General features: G+C 56.8%; 14 protein-coding genes and 2 pseudogenes. 4 read left to right on the forward strand and 12 right to left on the reverse strand.

Features of this window, described 5'->3' with window-relative positions:
* Position 1: 1 nt before the first annotated feature.
* The 7 genes from NO887_RS16460 to NO887_RS16490 all read right to left on the reverse strand — a co-directional run bounded on the left by NO887_RS16460 (position 2) and on the right by NO887_RS16490 (position 8,937).
* Positions 2 to 1,216 carry a glycosyltransferase family 2 protein gene (locus NO887_RS16460; RefSeq protein ID WP_256419299.1) on the reverse strand — a complete coding sequence of 405 codons (1,215 nt, stop codon included), beginning with the start codon at positions 1,214 to 1,216 and terminating at the stop codon, positions 2 to 4.
* 615 nt (positions 1,217 to 1,831) lie between these two features.
* Positions 1,832 to 3,103, reverse strand: a complete 1,272-nt coding sequence (locus NO887_RS16465; protein WP_256419300.1) for an RNA-guided endonuclease TnpB family protein — start codon at positions 3,101 to 3,103, stop codon at positions 1,832 to 1,834.
* 1 nt (position 3,104) lies between these two features.
* Entirely contained in the window at positions 3,105 to 3,497 is a 393-nt protein-coding gene (gene tnpA / locus NO887_RS16470) for an IS200/IS605 family transposase (RefSeq protein ID WP_256419301.1), read from the reverse strand.
* A 304-nt stretch (positions 3,498 to 3,801) separates the two neighbouring features.
* Positions 3,802 to 5,031 carry an ABC transporter permease gene (locus NO887_RS16475; RefSeq protein WP_256419302.1) on the reverse strand — a complete coding sequence of 410 codons (1,230 nt, stop codon included), beginning with the start codon at positions 5,029 to 5,031 and terminating at the stop codon, positions 3,802 to 3,804.
* Entirely contained in the window at positions 5,031 to 6,128 is a 1,098-nt protein-coding gene (locus NO887_RS16480) for an FtsX-like permease family protein (RefSeq protein ID WP_256419303.1), read from the reverse strand. Before NO887_RS16480 ends, NO887_RS16475 begins: the two co-directional genes overlap by 1 nt.
* 106 nt (positions 6,129 to 6,234) lie before the next feature.
* Positions 6,235 to 7,113 (reverse strand): ABC transporter ATP-binding protein, encoded by an 879-nt coding sequence (locus tag NO887_RS16485; protein WP_379811999.1) that lies wholly within the window; start codon positions 7,111 to 7,113, stop codon positions 6,235 to 6,237.
* A gap of 51 nt (positions 7,114 to 7,164) precedes the next feature.
* Positions 7,165 to 8,937: a DUF4129 domain-containing protein gene (locus tag NO887_RS16490; RefSeq protein WP_256419304.1), complete on the reverse strand. Its 1,773-nt coding sequence runs from the start codon at positions 8,935 to 8,937 to the stop codon at positions 7,165 to 7,167.
* 422 nt (positions 8,938 to 9,359) lie between these two features.
* Here NO887_RS16490 and NO887_RS16495 point away from each other — a divergent pair, with 422 nt between their 5' ends.
* Genes NO887_RS16495 through NO887_RS16505 form a run of 3 tightly spaced genes read left to right on the forward strand, consistent with a single transcriptional unit; the run spans position 9,360 to position 12,248 of the window.
* Entirely contained in the window at positions 9,360 to 10,787 is a 1,428-nt protein-coding gene (locus NO887_RS16495; protein WP_256419305.1) for a DUF58 domain-containing protein, read from the forward strand.
* Positions 10,788 to 10,816: 29 nt separating this feature from the next.
* The gene (locus NO887_RS16500) at positions 10,817 to 11,323 is read left to right on the forward strand and encodes a DUF8163 family membrane protein (RefSeq protein WP_465261992.1); all 507 of its coding nucleotides are present in this window, start codon (positions 10,817 to 10,819) and stop codon (positions 11,321 to 11,323) included.
* A gap of 31 nt (positions 11,324 to 11,354) precedes the next feature.
* Positions 11,355 to 12,248 (forward strand): DUF7982 domain-containing protein, encoded by an 894-nt coding sequence (locus NO887_RS16505; RefSeq protein ID WP_256419307.1) that lies wholly within the window; start codon positions 11,355 to 11,357, stop codon positions 12,246 to 12,248.
* 60 nt (positions 12,249 to 12,308) lie between these two features.
* Here NO887_RS16505 and NO887_RS16510 read toward each other — a convergent pair whose 3' ends face one another.
* The 5 genes and pseudogenes from NO887_RS16510 to NO887_RS16530 all read right to left on the reverse strand — a co-directional run.
* On the reverse strand, positions 12,309 to 13,340 hold the full coding sequence (locus NO887_RS16510; RefSeq protein ID WP_256419308.1) for an AAA family ATPase: 1,032 nt from the start codon (positions 13,338 to 13,340) through the stop codon (positions 12,309 to 12,311).
* Positions 13,333 to 14,445, reverse strand: a complete 1,113-nt coding sequence (locus NO887_RS16515) for a DUF4350 domain-containing protein (RefSeq protein ID WP_256419309.1) — start codon at positions 14,443 to 14,445, stop codon at positions 13,333 to 13,335. The genes NO887_RS16510 and NO887_RS16515 overlap by 8 nt, the downstream gene beginning before the upstream one ends.
* On the reverse strand, positions 14,446 to 14,721 hold the full coding sequence (locus NO887_RS16520; protein WP_256419310.1) for a DUF8044 family membrane protein: 276 nt from the start codon (positions 14,719 to 14,721) through the stop codon (positions 14,446 to 14,448).
* A 196-nt stretch (positions 14,722 to 14,917) separates the two neighbouring features.
* Positions 14,918 to 15,352: pseudogene (locus NO887_RS16525) on the reverse strand (zinc ribbon domain-containing protein); the annotation flags it as partial.
* Between the two features lie 406 nt (positions 15,353 to 15,758).
* Positions 15,759 to 16,586, reverse strand: a pseudogene (locus NO887_RS16530) (RNA-guided endonuclease InsQ/TnpB family protein); the annotation flags it as partial.
* Between the two features lie 311 nt (positions 16,587 to 16,897).
* Here NO887_RS16530 and NO887_RS16535 point away from each other — a divergent pair.
* Positions 16,898 to 18,043, forward strand: coding sequence for a DUF1616 domain-containing protein (locus NO887_RS16535; RefSeq protein WP_256419311.1), 1,146 nt, complete (start codon positions 16,898 to 16,900; stop codon positions 18,041 to 18,043).
* Position 18,044: the final 1 nt, after the last annotated feature.

Consider the following 18,044-nt stretch of genomic DNA (forward strand, 5'->3'; position numbering starts at 1 on the left):
CCTAGTTCACGGCGCTGAAAAAGAACGACGAGAACACGATCTGGACACCGATCACGATCGACGTGAAGGCGACGAGGGCGCTCGTCGTGAACGGCACGGATCCGAACCCGCTCAGGATCCAGTCGACGATCAGCCAACTCGCGTAGGCGGCGCCGGCGACGAACACGACGAGCCCGACCGTGGCACCGCGTTCGAGTGTCGCGTTCTCGGTCATCCACGAGGATACCATGTCGCCGGGCATTTGGATAGGATCGCTGGCGACAGTCGCGAACACGCCGAGAGAGCCGACTTGGACACCGAGGATCGTAAAGAGACTCCCAGCGATCATCGAGTTCACGCCGAGCGTCACCTCCCCGACCGAGACGCCGGTGTGGGCAATCGTCATCACGGATATGCCAAACAGCGCTAGCAACACCCCGGGCACTGAAAACAGGTATCCGGGCGCGTTCACGAGCATGAATCGGACGTGTCGCCAGCCGTCGCGAAAGCTGTCGAGCGTCTCCTCACCTTTGCGTTCGTGATAGATGATCGGCACCTCAGCGATCTGTAGCTCTTTTGCCCCGGCGTCCATGATCATCTCCGAAGCGAACTCCATGCCATCTGTCTCTAGATCCATCCGATCGTACGCCTCCCGCGTGAAGATCCGGAACCCGCTATGGGCGTCGCTCACGCCAGCCTCGTAGAACGCGTTCAGAAACTGCGTCAGCATCGGGTTCCCGATGTACTGATGTAGCGTCGGCATTGCACCGTCTTTGATCTCGCCGTCGAGTCGACTCCCCATTACCATGTCGGCACCCGTCTCCTTCAGGTGGTCAAGTAGCCGCGGGATCTGGGTGAAGTCGTACGTGGTGTCGGCGTCACCCATCACGATATACTGTCCACGGGTCCGCTCGAACGCGTACCGGTAGGCGTATCCATACCCCTTTCCGTCGGGTTTGACGACGATCGCGCCCATCTCTTTGGCAATTTCGGGCGTGCGATCTGTCGAACTGTCGCTGATGAGTATCTCCGTCGGGACCTGTAACTCTTCAATAGCGGCCTTGATCCAGCTGAGACACGTCTCGATACCTGCCTCTTCGTTTAACGTCGGCATGACGACTGACAGATACGGTGTGGTCGTCGAATCCTGGCCGACGAGTAGCTCGTCTGCACTGAGTGTATCTGTCTGTTCGTGTTCTGGTGGGGGGTCCTGTGGAGAGTTGAGTGTTGATGCCATGAGCTGCGAATAGAGTATGTATATCCTACTACAGTACAACCATATGAAATTTCGCTTCTGAGAGGATGAATCCCCCACCTCGTTCACTGCAAGGGAGATGCGGCAGAGACAATCTGTGTGGCCGCTATCGTAGTCGTCGAAGTATGACTGATGGACTACCTGTCCCCCCGACATCAATCGCTGGCTCTCACGCCGTCGCCTCACAGATTTTCGAAATATCTACACACGTCTTATGATGTTTGTTACGGAGAAGATATCGTTGTACGTACTGAGCGAGAGCGCTGGGGCCACCCGAGAGTAATGATTATGATTGCGTCGCAAAGCCGTTTAGAATTCTCAACTCCGCTCTGATCAGAAGACAAACATCGTTACGGATGGTATAATAGTAAAGTACAGATATAACGCCTCTATCCGCTGTTTTCTACTATCTCATCAGTCTATCCGATATTACGGTAACAAAGATTAAACGGCTTTGCGACGCGACCAAGTATTGTGGCTGGAGGACTAGTTGTCGCGAGTATCGGTGGGCTGCTTGGACCAATTACTGTGATCGGTCTCAAGGTGACATCCTCCGCGCCGTAAACGGCGCGGCTTCCCACGCATGGGGAATACCAGCTACGTGCGGCTGTTGCTGGCAGAGGGTTCCGACCCGTGGAAGACCGAGAGGCTCATCTGCGAGGGTTCCTCGCTCGTCTCTCGGTGGGTAGTGGCGCTGTCACAGGCGCTCCCATCCCGTGGGATGTCATCGCCCGCCGGTTTCAGCGGCAGGCTCTCACCCCACGGGTCGTGGCGGTCAGCGATGTTGACCGCCGCGTTGATGTCTGCGTGATACTCCGACACCCAACACTCATTGTTCGTACACCGGAACTCGTCGCCGTTCCGGTACCCGATGTGACCGCACTCGTGACACGTCTGACTCGTGTACTCCGGTCGAATGTAGCTAACCGGAAGTCCAGCCTCTCGTGCTTTGTCCTCGATACGCTGTTGGAGGCGAGCGAACGCCCATGCGTGGAGGCGTCGGTTCATCCACTCGCCGTAATCGAGGTCTTCGCGGATGTACGAGAGGTCTTCCAGCACGAGGACCGGCTTCTCGAACTGATGGGCGTACTCGACGGCGCGTCGAGACGCCTTCTCGATGATGTCAGTAAGTGCGTTCTGGTAGTGGTCGAATCGCTCGTCAATCCGCCACTCCGCGGCGTCACGCTCTTGGAGCCGTTTCAGCGTCGTGAACATCTCTTTGCGAAGGTGCCGAGCGCGACCACCGTTGATGAGTAGTGGGTCGGTCGGAGTGCCCTGCTCGCAGGCACAGCCCGCGAGCAGGTGGGCCTCGCCAATGTCGAAGCCCACTGGTGTTACGTCATCATCGCTTGGTTCGTAGTCTGGTTCTTCGACGGGGAAATCGACGGTGACGTGGAGCGTCCACGACGTGCGGTGTTGTTGCAGTCGGAGTTGCCCCGCTGAAGCGTCACCGTGTACGAGGTCGTGCCACAGGTCTTCTTGGGCGGGATTGATCCGAAGCGGTATCCAGAAGTTAGTGCCACGACCGGGTTGCGGTGCCCACCACGTAAACTCGTAGTCTCGCGCCGCCAAGTGGTCGAACTCGGCGGCTTGGTTGGTGAGCCGAACCGGGTGGTAGTCGTCCAACTCCTGTGCGTTGTAGGTGTCGTGGAGTTGCGGGACGTAGTTGCACAGTGCCGCTTTCGCCTGATACGGCAGTTCGTAAGGCGTCACCACGTCGCTGGTTGCGCCCATCGTGTCACACCCGGCGTCAAACGCCTCGTGTAGTCCCTCACGGTAGGTGTCGAGCAAGTCACACAGTTTCCGCTCCTTGTGTGCTGTCGGTGGGGCGAGTGTCGCTTCCAGCGTTTTCGTGGTTGTGGCGGTCATGCTACTGGTCGTCCACGTAGTCCATCAACACGTCAATACTCACTTGGCCGGTCGTGGCGAGGAAGTATCCCGGTTGCCATAACGCATCTTCGAGCGTCTGTGTCACTTCACGAAACTCCTTGCGAACGCGGCGAGAGGTGACGCCTTTGAGCGAGTTGATGAACTTCGTGAGGTTTGTGGTTGGTTTGGTCTGAAACAGGATGTGAACGTGGTCGGTACCGCCGTCCACGTTCTTGATGTCGGCCTCGAAGTCATCTGCAATATCGTGAGCGATTTCAGCGACACGCTCAAGCCGCTCATCTGTGAGAATATCGGCACGGTACTTCGTGACGGTCACGAAGTGATACTGGAGCGCGTACACTGTGTGCGACCCGGTTTGCAGATGATACTCCATTTGGCCTCACCAGATACGAGACACCCAAGTCAAATAACTCTTGTGGCGTTGGGTATTCAGCAGGGAGAAACCGAGTGGTTGTTACACAGAGCTTACGCGATTCACTCCCGCCCTGTTCGTTCCTCGGTTCCAACAGAGTGTCGGAACGCTCGTCACTCACGGGAAGGGCGGGATTCTCTCGCTGAATCAAGATAGGATACAACTCACATACACATGGTCGGCCCTCGCTCTTCCCCCCCCACAGAGGGTCGATCAGATCGGTGTGAGGCGATCCCTTCCGTCCCACAAAGACAAACCAGACACGTCACCGGAGCCCATCTTCTGGCGAGAGCGAAGCAATTTGCCAGCCGGCCAGCCACGACCCAGCGAGACTCATTGGGATGGCAATCGCAACACCAGCACCGAGTAACCACTGCGGCCTCCGCACAACATCCTCAAAGCCAACGATCGCATTCGCGACCACGTTGAGCAGTTCGACAAGTGGGAGGGTTGCTGCGACCCCAACCACACCACCGAGCGTTCCAAGGATGAGCGCTTGGACGACGACGATGCCGATAAGTGTCGAAGTTCGGGATCCAAGCGCTTTCACTGCAGCAAACTCCCGCCGTTGTTGATACACTACAGACACCATGAGATTGGCTGTAAGGGTTATCCCCGCAAGCACCCCGAGCACAACAAGACTGCCGCCACTGGCGAGCAATACGGCTTGCCGTTCAAGTGTGGCTGTCAACTGCTCACGATTGGTCCGGACATCATACGCCGGATGGGCAGCTTCGATGTCAGTAGCAACAGCAGCTGGGGAGGCACCATCAGCAACTGAGATCGTAATTAGTGATGCACGATCAGTTGCGGTTGTCCCAGTCACTTCCTGGAGTTCACTCAGATGAACCGTGACAGAGGCGGTTCCGAGGAACCGCGAGAACGTCGATGAGACCCCAACAATCTCGAACTGATTGGCTCTGGCTGACGAGATTGTCCCGCCAACATATATCGAATCACCAACAGATACATCAAGCAGTTCTGCTGTTCGCGTATCAATAATGACCTCATGCGTCATCGGGCCAGAATAGGTGCCATTAGCATAGTGGACATCTTGCTGTTGGAACTGTGTCCCGTTCGTTACCTGCACAGACCCGCCACGGGCGGGTGCGCCAACGCCAACGAGTGTCTCCCAGTCGTCGCCATCAGTGCTCACATACACTGTTTGAAACGCCATTGGAACAGCGGTTTGGACATCCTCTTGCCTCTCGATCGATGCAGCAACTGAGTGGGCATCAACCAGTGTGTTCTCGAAGCCACCGACCGTCCCCGGAGCGATCTGGACCGGTCCACCAGTCACCCAGAGATCGCGACCAGAAGCGTCAAACTGCTCTTCGCCAGTTTCGACGACTCCAAGCCCGACTCCCCCGAGAAGCGTCACCGACAAGACGGCTAGTGCGATACCGATGACGGCAAGGAGGGTCCGCATGCGGTTATATCGGAGCTGTGAGACGGCGATTCCGATGATTGCCCGGAGACGAGAGATCACACGCATCAGCCAAGCACCTCCAAGTGATCAGTCCGGGCGGCAAGCCACGCCGGATAGGGCGTGGCAAGCACGCCGATCAGCAGCGCCACACCGGGTCCATACGCAAGAAGCCCCGGATGGAATGCTGCGATCTGCCCAACGCTTGTAACCACTGTTGCACCACTGTTCAAGAGATAAATCCCACCGAGGCCAAGCACAGTCCCGACACCCCCACCGAGACCGGCAATCGTGAGCGTCTGTGCGAGCACAATCAGCATCTGCGATCGCGTTGAAAAGCCAAGGGCAGCCCGCACGGCAATCGTCTCACGGGCGGCGATACTTTCTAACCCCATGAGCGTCGCGACGAACAGCGTGCCAATTGCGACGGTTGCAAGCAACGCTGCCACCGCCACGGCGAGTGGCAGACTCGATGTTGAAAGATCACTCCCACCAAGGCCGGCACGCAACAATACCTGCGTCTCGGGATAGATGGATGCAAGCATCGATTCGACGGCGGGATCATCTGTGCTCACGAGAATCTGATCGGCTTGGTCTTGAGCGGCCGTGTTAGTGAGTGTCTGAAGTTCGCTTGTGTGGACAAGGATCACGGGTATCGGCCCGACACCACCAGAAAGGTCACCCTCGGCAACTGTCGTCGCCTGAAAGGTCTGCCCCTCACTCGCTCGGGTTGGCGTGAGCGTCGCCCCCTCCTCACTGCCTAACAACTCTGCAGCCGCGCTGCTGACGACGGCCTCGCCAGTCCATGGGCCATCATAGCTCCCGTTTGCATAATGGGGATCGCCGGGCGTGAGCTGCTGGGTTGGCAGCCCGAGTATCTCCCGTTCGCCGTCGGGTGGAATCACGCCGGCTGCAAGGACATACTCACTGGACTCGGCCGTTGACACCTGCAGAATTTGTAACTCGACGGGCGTCGCATACGACACCCGGTCGTCAGCGGCGATGCGTGCAGTCGTCTCATGGACGGCCCCTAACTGTGGCCCCTCAACGGAGACCGCGACGCTGCTGACGGAGCCACCCTCCGGGACGATCCAGTAGTCAACGTCATCACCCTGCACGGTTGCACCGCTTGCAAGGTTCACGGCGACGCCGGTGACGCTGACCATCAGTGCGACTGCCAGCGCGACACCCACAACCGTCAAGAGGAGTCGGCGACTGTCGCCAGTCCGGAGCTTCCCCACAGTCTGTGTGAGGCCAAGCCGGATAAGGCTGCTACGCGTGCCCATCGGTGTCTCGTGTGCCGTCTCGAAGTCGAATCACGCGGTCCATGCGCTCGATCGCCGCTGGGTCATGTGACGCAACCACCACGGCGTGTTCCGTCGCAACGTCGGCGAGGATATCCAACACGGTTTCACTGGCAGCAGAGTCAAGTTCACCAGTTGGCTCATCAGCAATCACCACATCCGGGTCGCCAGCAAGCGCCCGGGCAACAGCGACGCGTTGTTGTTCACCGCCACTGAGTGTTGCCGGTCGGTGTGTCAGCCGATCGCCAAGCCCGACCGCTTCAAGCAGGGTTTGGGCTCTGGCTCGTCGATCACGCTTGCCAACCCCATGCTCAATGAGTGGCAGGGCAACATTTTGGGTTGCTGTCAACGACGGCAACAGGTGGAATCGCTGAAACACAATCCCGACATGCTCACGCCGGAGACGGGTCCGACCGCGTTCGCTCAGTGAGGCAGTGTCAGTGCCAGTGATCGTAATCTGGCCGCTATCGGGTGTCTCGAGTGCGGCAAGCAGGTGTAGTAGCGTCGATTTGCCGCTGCCACTCGGCCCAGCAATCCCAACGAGTTCGCCGCGGTCAATCGTCGCCGAGACGGAATCAACAGCGGTAACGGTTGTCGCCTGCGTGTTCCGCGAGAAGAGTCCACGTCCGCCACCGCGCGTATAGGCGCGGACGACGTCGGTACACTCGATGACAGGGTCTTGCGACAGAGGGGCCGACGGTGATGCGTCTGGAGGTGTTGTCGTGGCAGTCGATTCGGCGTTTGGAGGAGCTGTGTGTGCCGCACAGAGGTTTTCGAGCGATCGTCTCAGGTGGTCAAAAAACGACTGCCCATGGAGGTGGTGATGCGGGGAAAGCTCAGTCGTCATTCACGATGGTAGTCGGCACCCGATGGGTTAAGCGTTATTCGCCAGTGTCGGTCAACGGAATCGATCTTCAACAGTCGATACGATATCATCGGCGGTCTCCATTGAGATATCGTGCGGTGAGAACGCTGCAGTCTCATACAGTTCCGTAAGCTGTCGAAGATGGTCAGAATCAATCTCGGGACGTCCAGTACGTTGCCACCGTTGGTAGAACTCCCAGTGGGTCTCTGCGGGTTGTGCATTATCCGAGCGCAGGTGGTTCCGGGCAACGCCATACGCGATCTGGACGGCAGCATTGGGATGGCCTGCTGCGAGTGCCGCTTGAGCGTGGTCAAATGAGTGCCTGTGAGCAGTTGCATTGGCATCTCCACCATCTGCATCAGGTGACGAAGACACAGCCATGTCGGAAGGGTCACTCGGGGACGGTGTCATCACAGGTTCATTCGTGACCCGTGCTCGAAGACGGCGAACCCATCTCCAATCGGGTGGCCGAACAAACACGACCACAATGAGGCTAACCACAACAAAACCAGCGGCAAGCGCAATTCCAAGACGGGGCCACCCCACAGTGGTGAATGACAGCTGTTGGGTGACCGTACTCCCTGTCAGACTTGTTCCAGTACCATCATAGGCCACAGTCAGATCAGCTGTCCGGCCAACCGAGTCTGGGACAGTATAATTAGCCTGATAGGCCCCAGTCTGGTCCGTCTCAACGACACCAAGACGAGTCTCACCAAGCGTGATACCGAGTTCGCGATCAGCGAGCGGCTCGCCGCTTGCAGTCGTGAGCTGACCAGCCACTGACACGGTGGTTGTGTTGGTCGTGTTCGTCACTGCGTCAACAGAAAGCGAGGTCGACGTTGGCTGAACCGTCAGTTGCGTTGTTGCTGTCGACGGGGCAATAGCCAAATCTTGGCGATCGATGGCGACTCCCAGTTCCGTCGTTCCATCTGGAATGTCTGCTGGAAGCTCATCTGCCAGCGACACTGCCCCAGTACGGTCTGTCGTCGCCGTCGCGAGCCGCTGTCCGTCAACGGTGAGAACAACCGGAATGCCATCGAGAGGGCGATCAGTCTCTGTGAGTAGGTGGACTGTTCCATTCACGCGAACAGTCTCTGAAAACGCAGCGGTCTCAGTACTGTTGGCGAGTCTCAATTCAGTGTCGGCCTGCTCTGTAAGCGACACGCGCTGCGTCGCCGTTGCACCGAGATACGGTGCAGACGATGTCGGTTCATAGGTAACAGTCAGCGTCGATGCATTGATCGGAGCAAGCAGCGGCTGGTAGGTCGTGGTGAATCTCCCAGTGTCGTTGGTCTGTGTCGTAACCGTGTCTGTACCAATTCCAACCGTGAGTGGTGCATCACTGATTGGCTCACCATCGGTTGTCGTTAACTGCCCAGTCACCCGAACAGGCGCACCACCCGAGAGTGTTGTTCGATTTGTCTCGACCGTTAGTGTGGTTTCGGTAAACTCACGCTGGGCAACGGCCGCCGCGGCTTGGCTGAGGGTTTGTTGTGATTGGTTAAGAGCCGCTTGTGCACCGTCGAGGTTGATGTCTGTTTCTTCCTCAAGGGCGGCATACTGCTCCGTGAGTGACTCCGTGCTTGCATTCAATTCAGCTGTTGTCTCAATAATCTCGCGTCCAAGCTCACGAGCTCGTTCATCATTCCCAGCTTCGACAGCCCGTTGATACGCGAGTGCAGTTTGATTGAGATCTTCAGCAGAGTCAATGATGGCTCGTTGCTGTTCACGTGTGAGATTGAATCGGTCTGCTGTCTCTTCAGCGTCAATATCTGCAGCAACAGCAGAATACCGTTCAAGTAACACGTCATAGTCCTCGCCGAGCGGGGCTCGACCATCGTCGAATGCTTGGTCGCTTACTGCAACGGCACTCACATTCAGTCGAGATCCGAGTCGCGTCGCGAGATAGGTAGCCACCCGTTGGTTATCGCCAGCCTCGTCGATCTCGTCAGGGTTTGTGTGGGGAGGGGTGCGATTAGTGGTATTTGTACTGTCGTCTGTAGTGGGTCCAGTCTGCAACACCACATCCGACGTCGGGCCGGAGACACCAGCCACACTAGCACTACCAGCAACAACGCTACAGAGAAGAATAACTGCAACGAGGACGCTCAAACGGCAGTAGCGAGCCGACACGATCAGTAGTCGTCTGTCAGGGCTAATAACAGTTGTAGTTCGAACGAAAACCTCGAAGCCAAGTTTCAATTTGTTTCAGAGCGAGATCCAATTCAATGGACGTCACGGAGCGGTGGTGGGCACTTGCTGGCTCCGGCGGGTTGCTTATTGTCGTGGGTGTGCTTGCTGAACAGCTACGTTTTGTCTTTCCAGCAGCAGGCCTCGGTGCATGGCTTCTCGGTGTTGCAGTCGTTAGCAGTGAATCATTTACACACAGCCAACAGCACACAGCGATTGACTATTCGATAGCCACCGAGAATGCGTTCGTTGAGACAGACACGACTGTGACACTCCGTGTGCACCGCCCGCCTGCAACAGCAGCCGTGCCACTATCAGTGACGATTGAGACGCCACCGGGCATATCGATTGCCGCTGGCGAGCCAACGGTGAGTCTTCCCGCCGGCGTCACTGAATCAGAGACCGAAGTGACAGTAGCATTCGCCGTGGCAGGCCAGTTCGAGTTTCCGCCAGCAATGGTCACAGTGAGCGACCCAGTGGGTCTGTATCAGACGCAGTATCACTATACTGCCACACCACAAATTACCGTTCGTCCACAGAGTCCAACCCTCCACATCGGGCGAGGCGGTGAGGGACTGCACAGTGCCTATGGTCAGCACCGATCTGATAGTCCGGGTCCCGGGGTAACCACACGGGAACTCCGTGAATACCTCCCCGGAGATGATTTTCAACAGATCGACTGGAATGCAACTGCGCGACTGTCTGAGACGTATATCCGGGAAACAGAGGGCGAAACAGATCGCCGAACGGTTCTCATTGTGGATCATCGCGGCCGAATGGACGGGGGGGAGGCTGGTAACACGATGCTGGCGTACGCGCGTGAAGTTGCGAGTGGTATCGCACGAGCGGCTGCAGACAACGGTGATCCACTTGGGCTTCGCACTGTGGGCAACCACGGGATCACACACACAGTCCAGCCGAGTATGACACCACAGACGTATGCCCGGGTTGAAGCACTTCTCTATGATCTCACGCCAACTGGAGACACAACAGTGCCGGGTACCCGGTCTGCAAGACAGGCCGGACGGCTTGCTGACCGACTCGCAGCTGATGATGGCCAGTTTGCTACCGTGGTGGCTCCGTATGTGACTGATCAGACAGCATACACACACCGACTCCGGGAGGATCCCCTCGTTAACACGGTTCAACAGGTTGGAAACGAAGTGAGTGGCGATGGGCTCCTCGTGATCGTCACCAGTGATGCAGAGCCAGCCAAATTACGTGAAGTCGTGAAGATGGCAATTCAGAGCGGCGGACAGATTCTTATCTTCCTGACTCCCGAATGTCTGTTTGAATCGTCAGATCTCGCTACACTCGATGACACATATGAACGGTATCGAACATTTGAAGAACTCCGGCGCACCTTAGACAGCCATCCACGTGTGACCGTCCTCGAGATCGCCCCAGAGACCCGGATACAAACAGTACTTGCCCATCGGCAAGAAAAGCCAACACAAGTCCGGTGAGCCGACATACCGCAGCATCGTTCTCGACGATGCCACACGCACTCATCTCGCTGCGCGCACGCGACCGATTTAGCGTTGTGAGCCTCCTCGCCGTGTGTGTGGTGGGTGCGGTCGCTGGGACGGTCGACACGCTCGTCGTAACGCTGCCGCTATTGGTCGTCGCTTTCGTCGTGCCTGCCCCACTGGCGTTTGTTGCTGGCCACCTCGCTCTGATTCCGACGATCGGAACAGCGGATACACTGCTGTTTGGGGTGGTGCAGATTGCATTACTGATTCTGCTTACTGAACCAGCGCGGCAGCATCACGTCACATCTGCGATGGCGACAACTGGAGTGGCATATCTCGCTCTTGGTGGAGGAATTGTACTGTGGTTCCAGCGAGATCTGTGGGTTACTGGGGTACTGCTTTGTCTCATCGTTGCAGGCGGGACATACCTCATGCGACGCATCACGCTTGTTCGGTTGGGACTTGTCGACCCAGTCACAACACGCAACGCTGACAGCACGGCCACACAAGACACAGAGGCGAAAGAGTAACACCCATGTCTCACAATCAGAGGATACCGTAATGTCTCAGACTGGTGGCACCGATCCAACACCCGTGACGGAGACTACTGGGAACACCAGCTCAGAAGAATCTGACACAGCAGACCCTCATCCTCGGATTGCTGTCCTAGAGGCCGAAAATCGACAGCTCCGCCAGGAGTACGCGCGGGCACGTCAAACAACGTATCGCCGTACAGCGCTTGGGCTTCTCGTTGTCGGGCTCCTCGGGCTCGTCGGTGGCGTTGTGTTTCCTGATGCTCGTACTGTGTTATTCGCGTTAGGAGGGACGGGGATTTTTTCGGGTGTGTTAACATACGTTATTACACCGGAGCGATTTATCGCAGCGAGTGTGGGGACGCGTCTGTTTGAAGCCGTCCGTGCTGAACGGGAAGCACTGATTGATGAGCTTGGCCTCCGAGGTGAGCCGGTGTACGTGCGTGTAGATGATGCTGTTCGTCTGTTCATACCGCGCCAACACGACGCGTCGTTGCCAGCCCAGTCTGATCTCACCAATCTCTTCGTCGTTCCAGACGCCTCCAAGCGCGGTGGCGTCGCCTTATACCCGACCGGAGGACCGTTATTCAGCGAATTCATAAAAACGACGGATACGACACTTGGGTCGGAGCCGCAAACCGTCGCCCCAGTTGTAACGGACGCCGTTGTCGACCTGTTTGAACTCGCAGACAGCGGGACCGCAGATATTGATACAGAAACCAATCGGATTACGTTTGAATTCAGTGGAGCGGGACTCGGTGACCCGACAGCGATTGATCATCCAATCGCATCGTTTCTGGCTGTGAGTCTTGTTACGGCACTTACGGAGCCACTCACAGTCGAGGTGACTGAGACTGCTCCCCTTACCGTAACTTGTCGGTACGGACACCAAGCAGAACCGACAGCCACTGACGAGCCTTGACTTCCTCTTCGCCCTGAAGGGAGAAGATTCCTCCGTGGGTAACCAAAAAAACGGGTGAGTTCACTGGTCACCGTTCGTCGACTCGTCAGAAGTAGCCCCACCGTCTGCCGCCTGCGGTTGTGCAGGATCCGGCTGTGTGAATGTTGTGTCAGCACTCGGTGAGACAACCCCATCGACAATATCCTCAACAATCGCGGTCGCAGACTGATCTGCAAGCTCTGCATCGGTGGTTCGTATCACCCGGTGCACAAGCACAGGCACAGCCAGCGCTTTGATGTCATCTGGAATGACGTATGAACGCCCCCGGATTGCTGCGCGTGCCTTGCCTACAGCAAGAAATGCAAGCGTTGCACGGGGTGACCCACCATATCTGAGTGCAGGCGATGTGCGCGTTGCCGTAACTAGGTCGAGAATATACTCTTTGACCGCATCGGCAACAAACACGGCATCGACGACGTCGCTGGCGGCCTGCAACTCGTCACGGTCGACCACCTGTTCGACAGTCGATGCATCAAGATTCGGCGTCGCATCGAATCGATCAAGCACTTCTCGTTCATCAGTTCGGTCTGGAATCGAGACCGTGTACTTGAGTTGGAAACGGTCACGCTGGGCTTCTGGGAGTTCAAAGACGCCCTCCATCTCGATTGGGTTTTGCGTTGCAATGACCATGAACGGGCGTGGGAGTTGCAGTGTCTCGCCGTCAATAGTGACGGTCGATTCTTCCATCGCCTCAAGCAACGCACTTTGCGTTTTCGGCGTCGCCCGGTTGATCTCGTCGGCCACAGCAAGATTCGAGAAGATAGGCCCTTTCCGGAGTTGGAACTCACCGGTTGCTTGGCGATAGACGTTCATTCCAATGACATCGGCCGGCACCATATCCGGTGTCATCTGAATGCGACTGTACGACAGTCCAGACGCCCGCGCGAACGCATTCGCGATCGTTGTCTTCGCAACGCCAGGCACCCCCTCAAGCAACAGATGGCCATCAGTTAACAATCCGATTGTGAGCCCTTCGAGAATCTCGTCGTTCCCGACGATAATCCCGTGTATCTCCTCACGAATTGCTGTATACACTGCCTCCGGGCTACTCATCTTCTTCCTCTCGCGACTGCTCCGACAAAAAATCTGTCATCATGCGCCGCAGCTGGGCATCCTCCAGTTCTGGATAGGTATTCTGCAGTGATGCCATCACTGCAGTCTCATCAACGACCGTTTCGTGACGGCCCGTCGATGGCCCCCGGATCCAGAACGGAAGTCGCGTGTAGAGTACTGGTGGGAGGATCGTCTCAAGCCACTCATGGCTATCTGTCGAGTGGCGGCGAGACTGGAGATACCACCAAAGCAGTCCACTCCCGACGAGCGCTGTCGTAACTTGTGCTACTAGTGAGGATCGGAACAGAAGCAAGACGATAGCAAGCGGCGGCTGTCCGCCTGCCTTCGAATAATCAAGGAGCGTTCGATCATGTGTCTCGAACAGCGCTATCGCAAGTGCGCGGTTATCTGGCTGTGCGAGCATCGTGTTGATGAACACACTCGGATCACTCACAGCAACTACCTCTCCAGCGCCGACTGGTTCGGTTGTCATGACGGGATACTGTCCCAGATCATCGGTTGGCGAAAGATTGCCAGTGCGATTGCGATCAAGATACGCAAATTCGGAGCTGGTTGCAAGCGTTGTTGCTGAACCGGGCTCTACAGCCGTCGCACCATTTAACGTCAGTTGCGTTACGTTCGCAGTATACGGCGATTCGGTAACGGATGTCGCAATCGGGAGCGACGGCGCTTGGTAGTAGTGTCGCTCATCACGTAGTGGTGTCCCGGCAAACCGTGCCGTTGCACCGATGTCACGCAAGAGTGCATTTCCAGTCTGTCCAAAGTCATCAGCAACGACAAGTGTGCCGCCACGTTCAACAAACCGGCGAATGCGTTGTGATTCGTTCTCGGAGTAGGATTCCTCTGGCGCAAGGATGATTGCGACGGTATCGTTCGCATCACGTGTGTCGTACGTCGCCACGTCAAGGACAACCTGACTATCAGTGTGGTCGCCAGCTAGCGTTCGGAATTCGCTTGTCCCGTCCCAGTCGACATTGTACGCACCGAATGTTGCCGTCGTCGTACTTGCTGCAAAAATGAGTGTGCCCACAAGGACGATCGTCAGCGCATACAACACGACCCTAGGCAGTGATGGGGTCTGCATCTAGAGTATTCCCTCCGGGAGAATCTCGAGGATTCGGCGAATGACAATGTAACTAAATCCAGCAAGCCCAGCGATGATCACAGGCAGGAGTCGCCGGCGCCATCGAGGGGTTACATTAAATGGTGCAGTCAATTCAACAACAACAAGCAGCCCAATCAGCGAGAGGACAAAAAAGAGCTCAAGCTCAACAGCATCAAGCGCAGTTAACACGAGGATCGTACCCAACATCCACGCCACAACACCGTATACGAAGCGACGTCGCTTCTCAAGTGGCATAGCCGGGTTTGAGAGTGGTGTCTTCACAGTGCATGAGGTTCCTTTGCTGGCAGCGGCAGTGGCTACCAGTGTGTGGCGTACAGGCTCCCCACGCTGGCGATTCGGGCCAAGTCGTCCGCACGGGGTAGGGTAAGGTCGTATGGGGTTCTGAATCTACCGATTGTGTGCAAGAGTCAACTACCCCACCCTACTTCGCTCACCCTGACGGGTTCGCTCGTGGAGGGAGGGGCTTGTCCATGAACTCGGCCTCAAACCCTTCCGGGTAGGCGGTAAATCCGCCGCTCAGCGTCACTGTTCCGGACTTTAGGGCGAGCTGACTGTCGCCCGTCCGCCGAGACGACTGTTGGCCCCGACGGACATACCGCATTCCGATGTTCTTCGCCGCGTTGTAATCCGCGTTCGCTTCTGACTCACACTTCACGCACCGGAAGTCGGTGCGAGTCGGGCGATTCTTCTCTGCAGTAAAGCCACACTCGGCGCAGCGCGTAGACGTGTACGCCGAACCGACTTGCTTCACTGAGATGCCGACCGCTTCGGCTTTGTATTCCACCTGCTCGTAGAGCGTTCGGAACGCCCACTTGTGCCCCCACGATGCGCCTGTGCGATCGCGGATGTGAGTCAAGTCTTCGAAGAGCGTGTCATAGAATAGTTCTCATAGCTTTCTGAGTCGGCTCTAACGAATTGATATCGCCGTACACTTGGTGCACGCTGTTCTCAGCTTGTTTTAGCTATGGCGAAAGAGAAGTTCGGCGTCGCTGTTGACGAAGAAATCGTGCGAGAAGTGGATAAACTGGTCGCTGAGTGTGACGATCTCGGGATCAGCCGTTCCGAGATCGTCGAAGCCATTCTCACAGCGTTCGTTCAATCCGAGACGAATCACGTTGAACGAGTGCGAGAAATCATTATTCGGAAACGAAAGGGTGCTCTCTAACTAATTTTAAACTGCGTGCACTTGGTGCACGTTGTTCTAAGCTAATAATCCGCTATAATAGTAATCAGACTGACTATAGTGTGTGAAGAGTTCTATGACACGCTCCTTCGAACGCAATCACGTCGCACTCGTACCGGAGTGCCTCGTCCACTATCACGTTCGACGCCCGGTGTAACACGTCGCGGACGTAGCGGAGTTCCCGGCCACTCGACGGTTCGAGCGTCCGGTGGGCGCTTCGCGTCCCGGCCTGTTGTAGTCCGGCGCGCACCTTCTCGAACTCGCGGAGATTGTGGCTTAATTCTCGCCCGCTGACAAACGAGGCGGTACTGGTGACGGCGAGGTTTTCGATACCGAGATCAATCCCGAGAACCGTTCCGTCCTCGGCGGTGTTTCGTTCAGTATCGTTCTTGGGTCGGCGGAAGCCGATATGCAGGAAGTACTCGCCGCCGCGGGCGGTGAGCGTACTTTCCGTGACGCTCCACTCGTCGGAGTCAAGATACTGCCGTTGGTAGCCGTCGTCGGCGTCGGGCAGAGCAAGCGGACACCGAACGCGACTCTCCGTGGTGGAGAGCGATACGGTATCGTTGTCAAACAGCGTCATGGTCCGGGTATCGTACGTCACCGTGGGTGCGGTGAAGGTGGGCTTGCTCACCGTTTTTCCGTTGGATCGGCATTCAATACAGCCGGTGATCGCTTGGGCGGCTTGGTGGGTGGCGAGAATCGCGTGCTGACTCCCGAGGTCGGTCTGTTCGCGCACATCGTCGTAGGCGAGGGGCTGTATGTCACTTTTGGCGTTGCACTTGCCCCAGGCCATGTCCGTGGCGAGTTGGCAACCACGCTTCCACTCGGAAATAGTGTCTTCGAGGAGGTCGCGTTGCTCGTCTGTGACTTCGAGACGAGTGATTGCCGTCCGACGCACGTAGTCATCTGCCACAAATTCAATGTGATTATGTGGATACTTATAATCACGTGCTTGGAACCTATACGAACGCGCTCCTCCCCTCCCTACTCACTCGCTTTGCTCGTTCCTTGAGGAAGGGGACTCCACGCTACCGTGTCAGTTGAGGCTAAGTTTGTCCTCAGCAAGTGCCAACCGGCGTTTTGACAGCCGTTCACGGTTGCAGCCGTGGGCTCTCTGTGCCGTTCTACAGAGTTCAAGGCAGAGTGCCTCGAGGCTTGCCCCCGAGGCGGTTCACGGCCAGTCGGACCGAGTCGTTTTTGTCTCCGCTGCCATTTCGAGTTCGTATGGCTGATCGCCGGGGGCTCTGGTTGATACTCCCCTCCCCGGTCCGTCGACTTCCGGCAGATCTCGCAGCAGTTGTCGGTCTGACGCTGCTCACATTGCTGACAGTGTTCCTGCCAGTGATCAACGAAACACCTCTGCGAGTCGTGTTTGGGATTGCATTCGTTCTCTTTTTACCGGGATACGCGTTTGTTGCCGCACTATTTCCAGAAGCAGGACCGCCTCCGCAAGCCACAGAACCAGCCTCCTCACCAGACCAAGCTGAAACAGACGAGACAGGTCAACGCGACAAACCTCGTCCGGTTCCCGGAACCGATGCGGCTGTGTCTGACGATACGACTGGATCACTTGATGGCGAGGAAGCACATGGCGGCGGCGAGGGCTCCCGGTCAGGGATTGATGGCATCGAACGGGTCGCACTCTCATTTGGGCTGTCAATTGCGATTGTTCCCCTGCTTGGATTGGTCTTGAATTTCACCCCATGGGGGATTCGGCTGGTTCCGATCATCATCACTGTTTCGGGATTTACACTCGTATGTGTTGCCGTTGCTGCGCAGCGTCGGTGGGAGTTACCGGAAGACGAGCAGTTCTCCGTTCCCTATCGAACATGGATCGCCACTGCGAAAACAGAGCTGTTTGACCCAGATGACCAGATGGACGCTGCGCTAAATGTTGTGCTTGTTCTGTCGATTCTGGTTGCAGTCGGCAGTGTTGGCTACGCAGTTGCAGTGCCACCACAGGGAGAACAGTTCACAGAGTTTTATCTCCTTACAGAGAGTCCTGATGGCGATCTCGTTGCAGACAACTATCCCGAGACGATGAGCGTCGGCGAGACAGCCGACCTGATTGTTGGCATCGAGAATAATGAGTATGAGACCACAGCCTATACTGTTGTTGTCCAACTCCAAGAAGTCACCACAGCGGGCAACAACACCACAGTCGTCGACCGGACAGAGCTGGATCGCTTCGGCACGACTGTTGAACACAATGAGACCCATCACGAACGACATACGCTCCAACCAACTCGAGCGGGCGAGAATCTCCGAGTGAAATATCTATTATACGATGACGCAGTTCCTGAATCACCGACAGCAGAGACTGCGTATCGCGACCTCCATCTCTGGGTCGATGTGGAAGAGACGAATTAAG

The organism is Halorubrum laminariae (assembly GCF_024494655.1).
GTDB classification, from domain to species: Archaea; Halobacteriota; Halobacteria; order Halobacteriales; family Haloferacaceae; genus Halorubrum; species Halorubrum laminariae.

Bases quoted from the DNA above. Each gene is read 5' to 3' on its own strand.
- NO887_RS16460 (WP_256419299.1), bottom strand. From the start codon at position 1,216: ATGGCATCAACACTCAACTCTCCACAGGACCCCCCACCAGAACACGAA.
- NO887_RS16465 (WP_256419300.1), bottom strand. From the start codon at position 3,103: ATGACCGCCACAACCACGAAAACGCTGGAAGCGACACTCGCCCCACCG.
- tnpA (WP_256419301.1), bottom strand. From the start codon at position 3,497: ATGGAGTATCATCTGCAAACCGGGTCGCACACAGTGTACGCGCTCCAG.
- NO887_RS16475 (WP_256419302.1), bottom strand. From the start codon at position 5,031: ATGCGTGTGATCTCTCGTCTCCGGGCAATCATCGGAATCGCCGTCTCA.
- NO887_RS16480 (WP_256419303.1), bottom strand. From the start codon at position 6,128: ATGGTCAGCGTCACCGGCGTCGCCGTGAACCTTGCAAGCGGTGCAACC.
- NO887_RS16485 (WP_379811999.1), bottom strand. From the start codon at position 7,113: ATGACGACTGAGCTTTCCCCGCATCACCACCTCCATGGGCAGTCGTTT.
- NO887_RS16495 (WP_256419305.1), top strand. From the start codon at position 9,360: ATGGACGTCACGGAGCGGTGGTGGGCACTTGCTGGCTCCGGCGGGTTG.
- NO887_RS16500 (WP_465261992.1), top strand. From the start codon at position 10,817: ATGCCACACGCACTCATCTCGCTGCGCGCACGCGACCGATTTAGCGTT.
- NO887_RS16505 (WP_256419307.1), top strand. From the start codon at position 11,355: ATGTCTCAGACTGGTGGCACCGATCCAACACCCGTGACGGAGACTACT.
- NO887_RS16510 (WP_256419308.1), bottom strand. From the start codon at position 13,340: ATGAGTAGCCCGGAGGCAGTGTATACAGCAATTCGTGAGGAGATACAC.
- NO887_RS16515 (WP_256419309.1), bottom strand. From the start codon at position 14,445: ATGCAGACCCCATCACTGCCTAGGGTCGTGTTGTATGCGCTGACGATC.
- NO887_RS16520 (WP_256419310.1), bottom strand. From the start codon at position 14,721: ATGCCACTTGAGAAGCGACGTCGCTTCGTATACGGTGTTGTGGCGTGG.
- NO887_RS16535 (WP_256419311.1), top strand. From the start codon at position 16,898: ATGGCTGATCGCCGGGGGCTCTGGTTGATACTCCCCTCCCCGGTCCGT.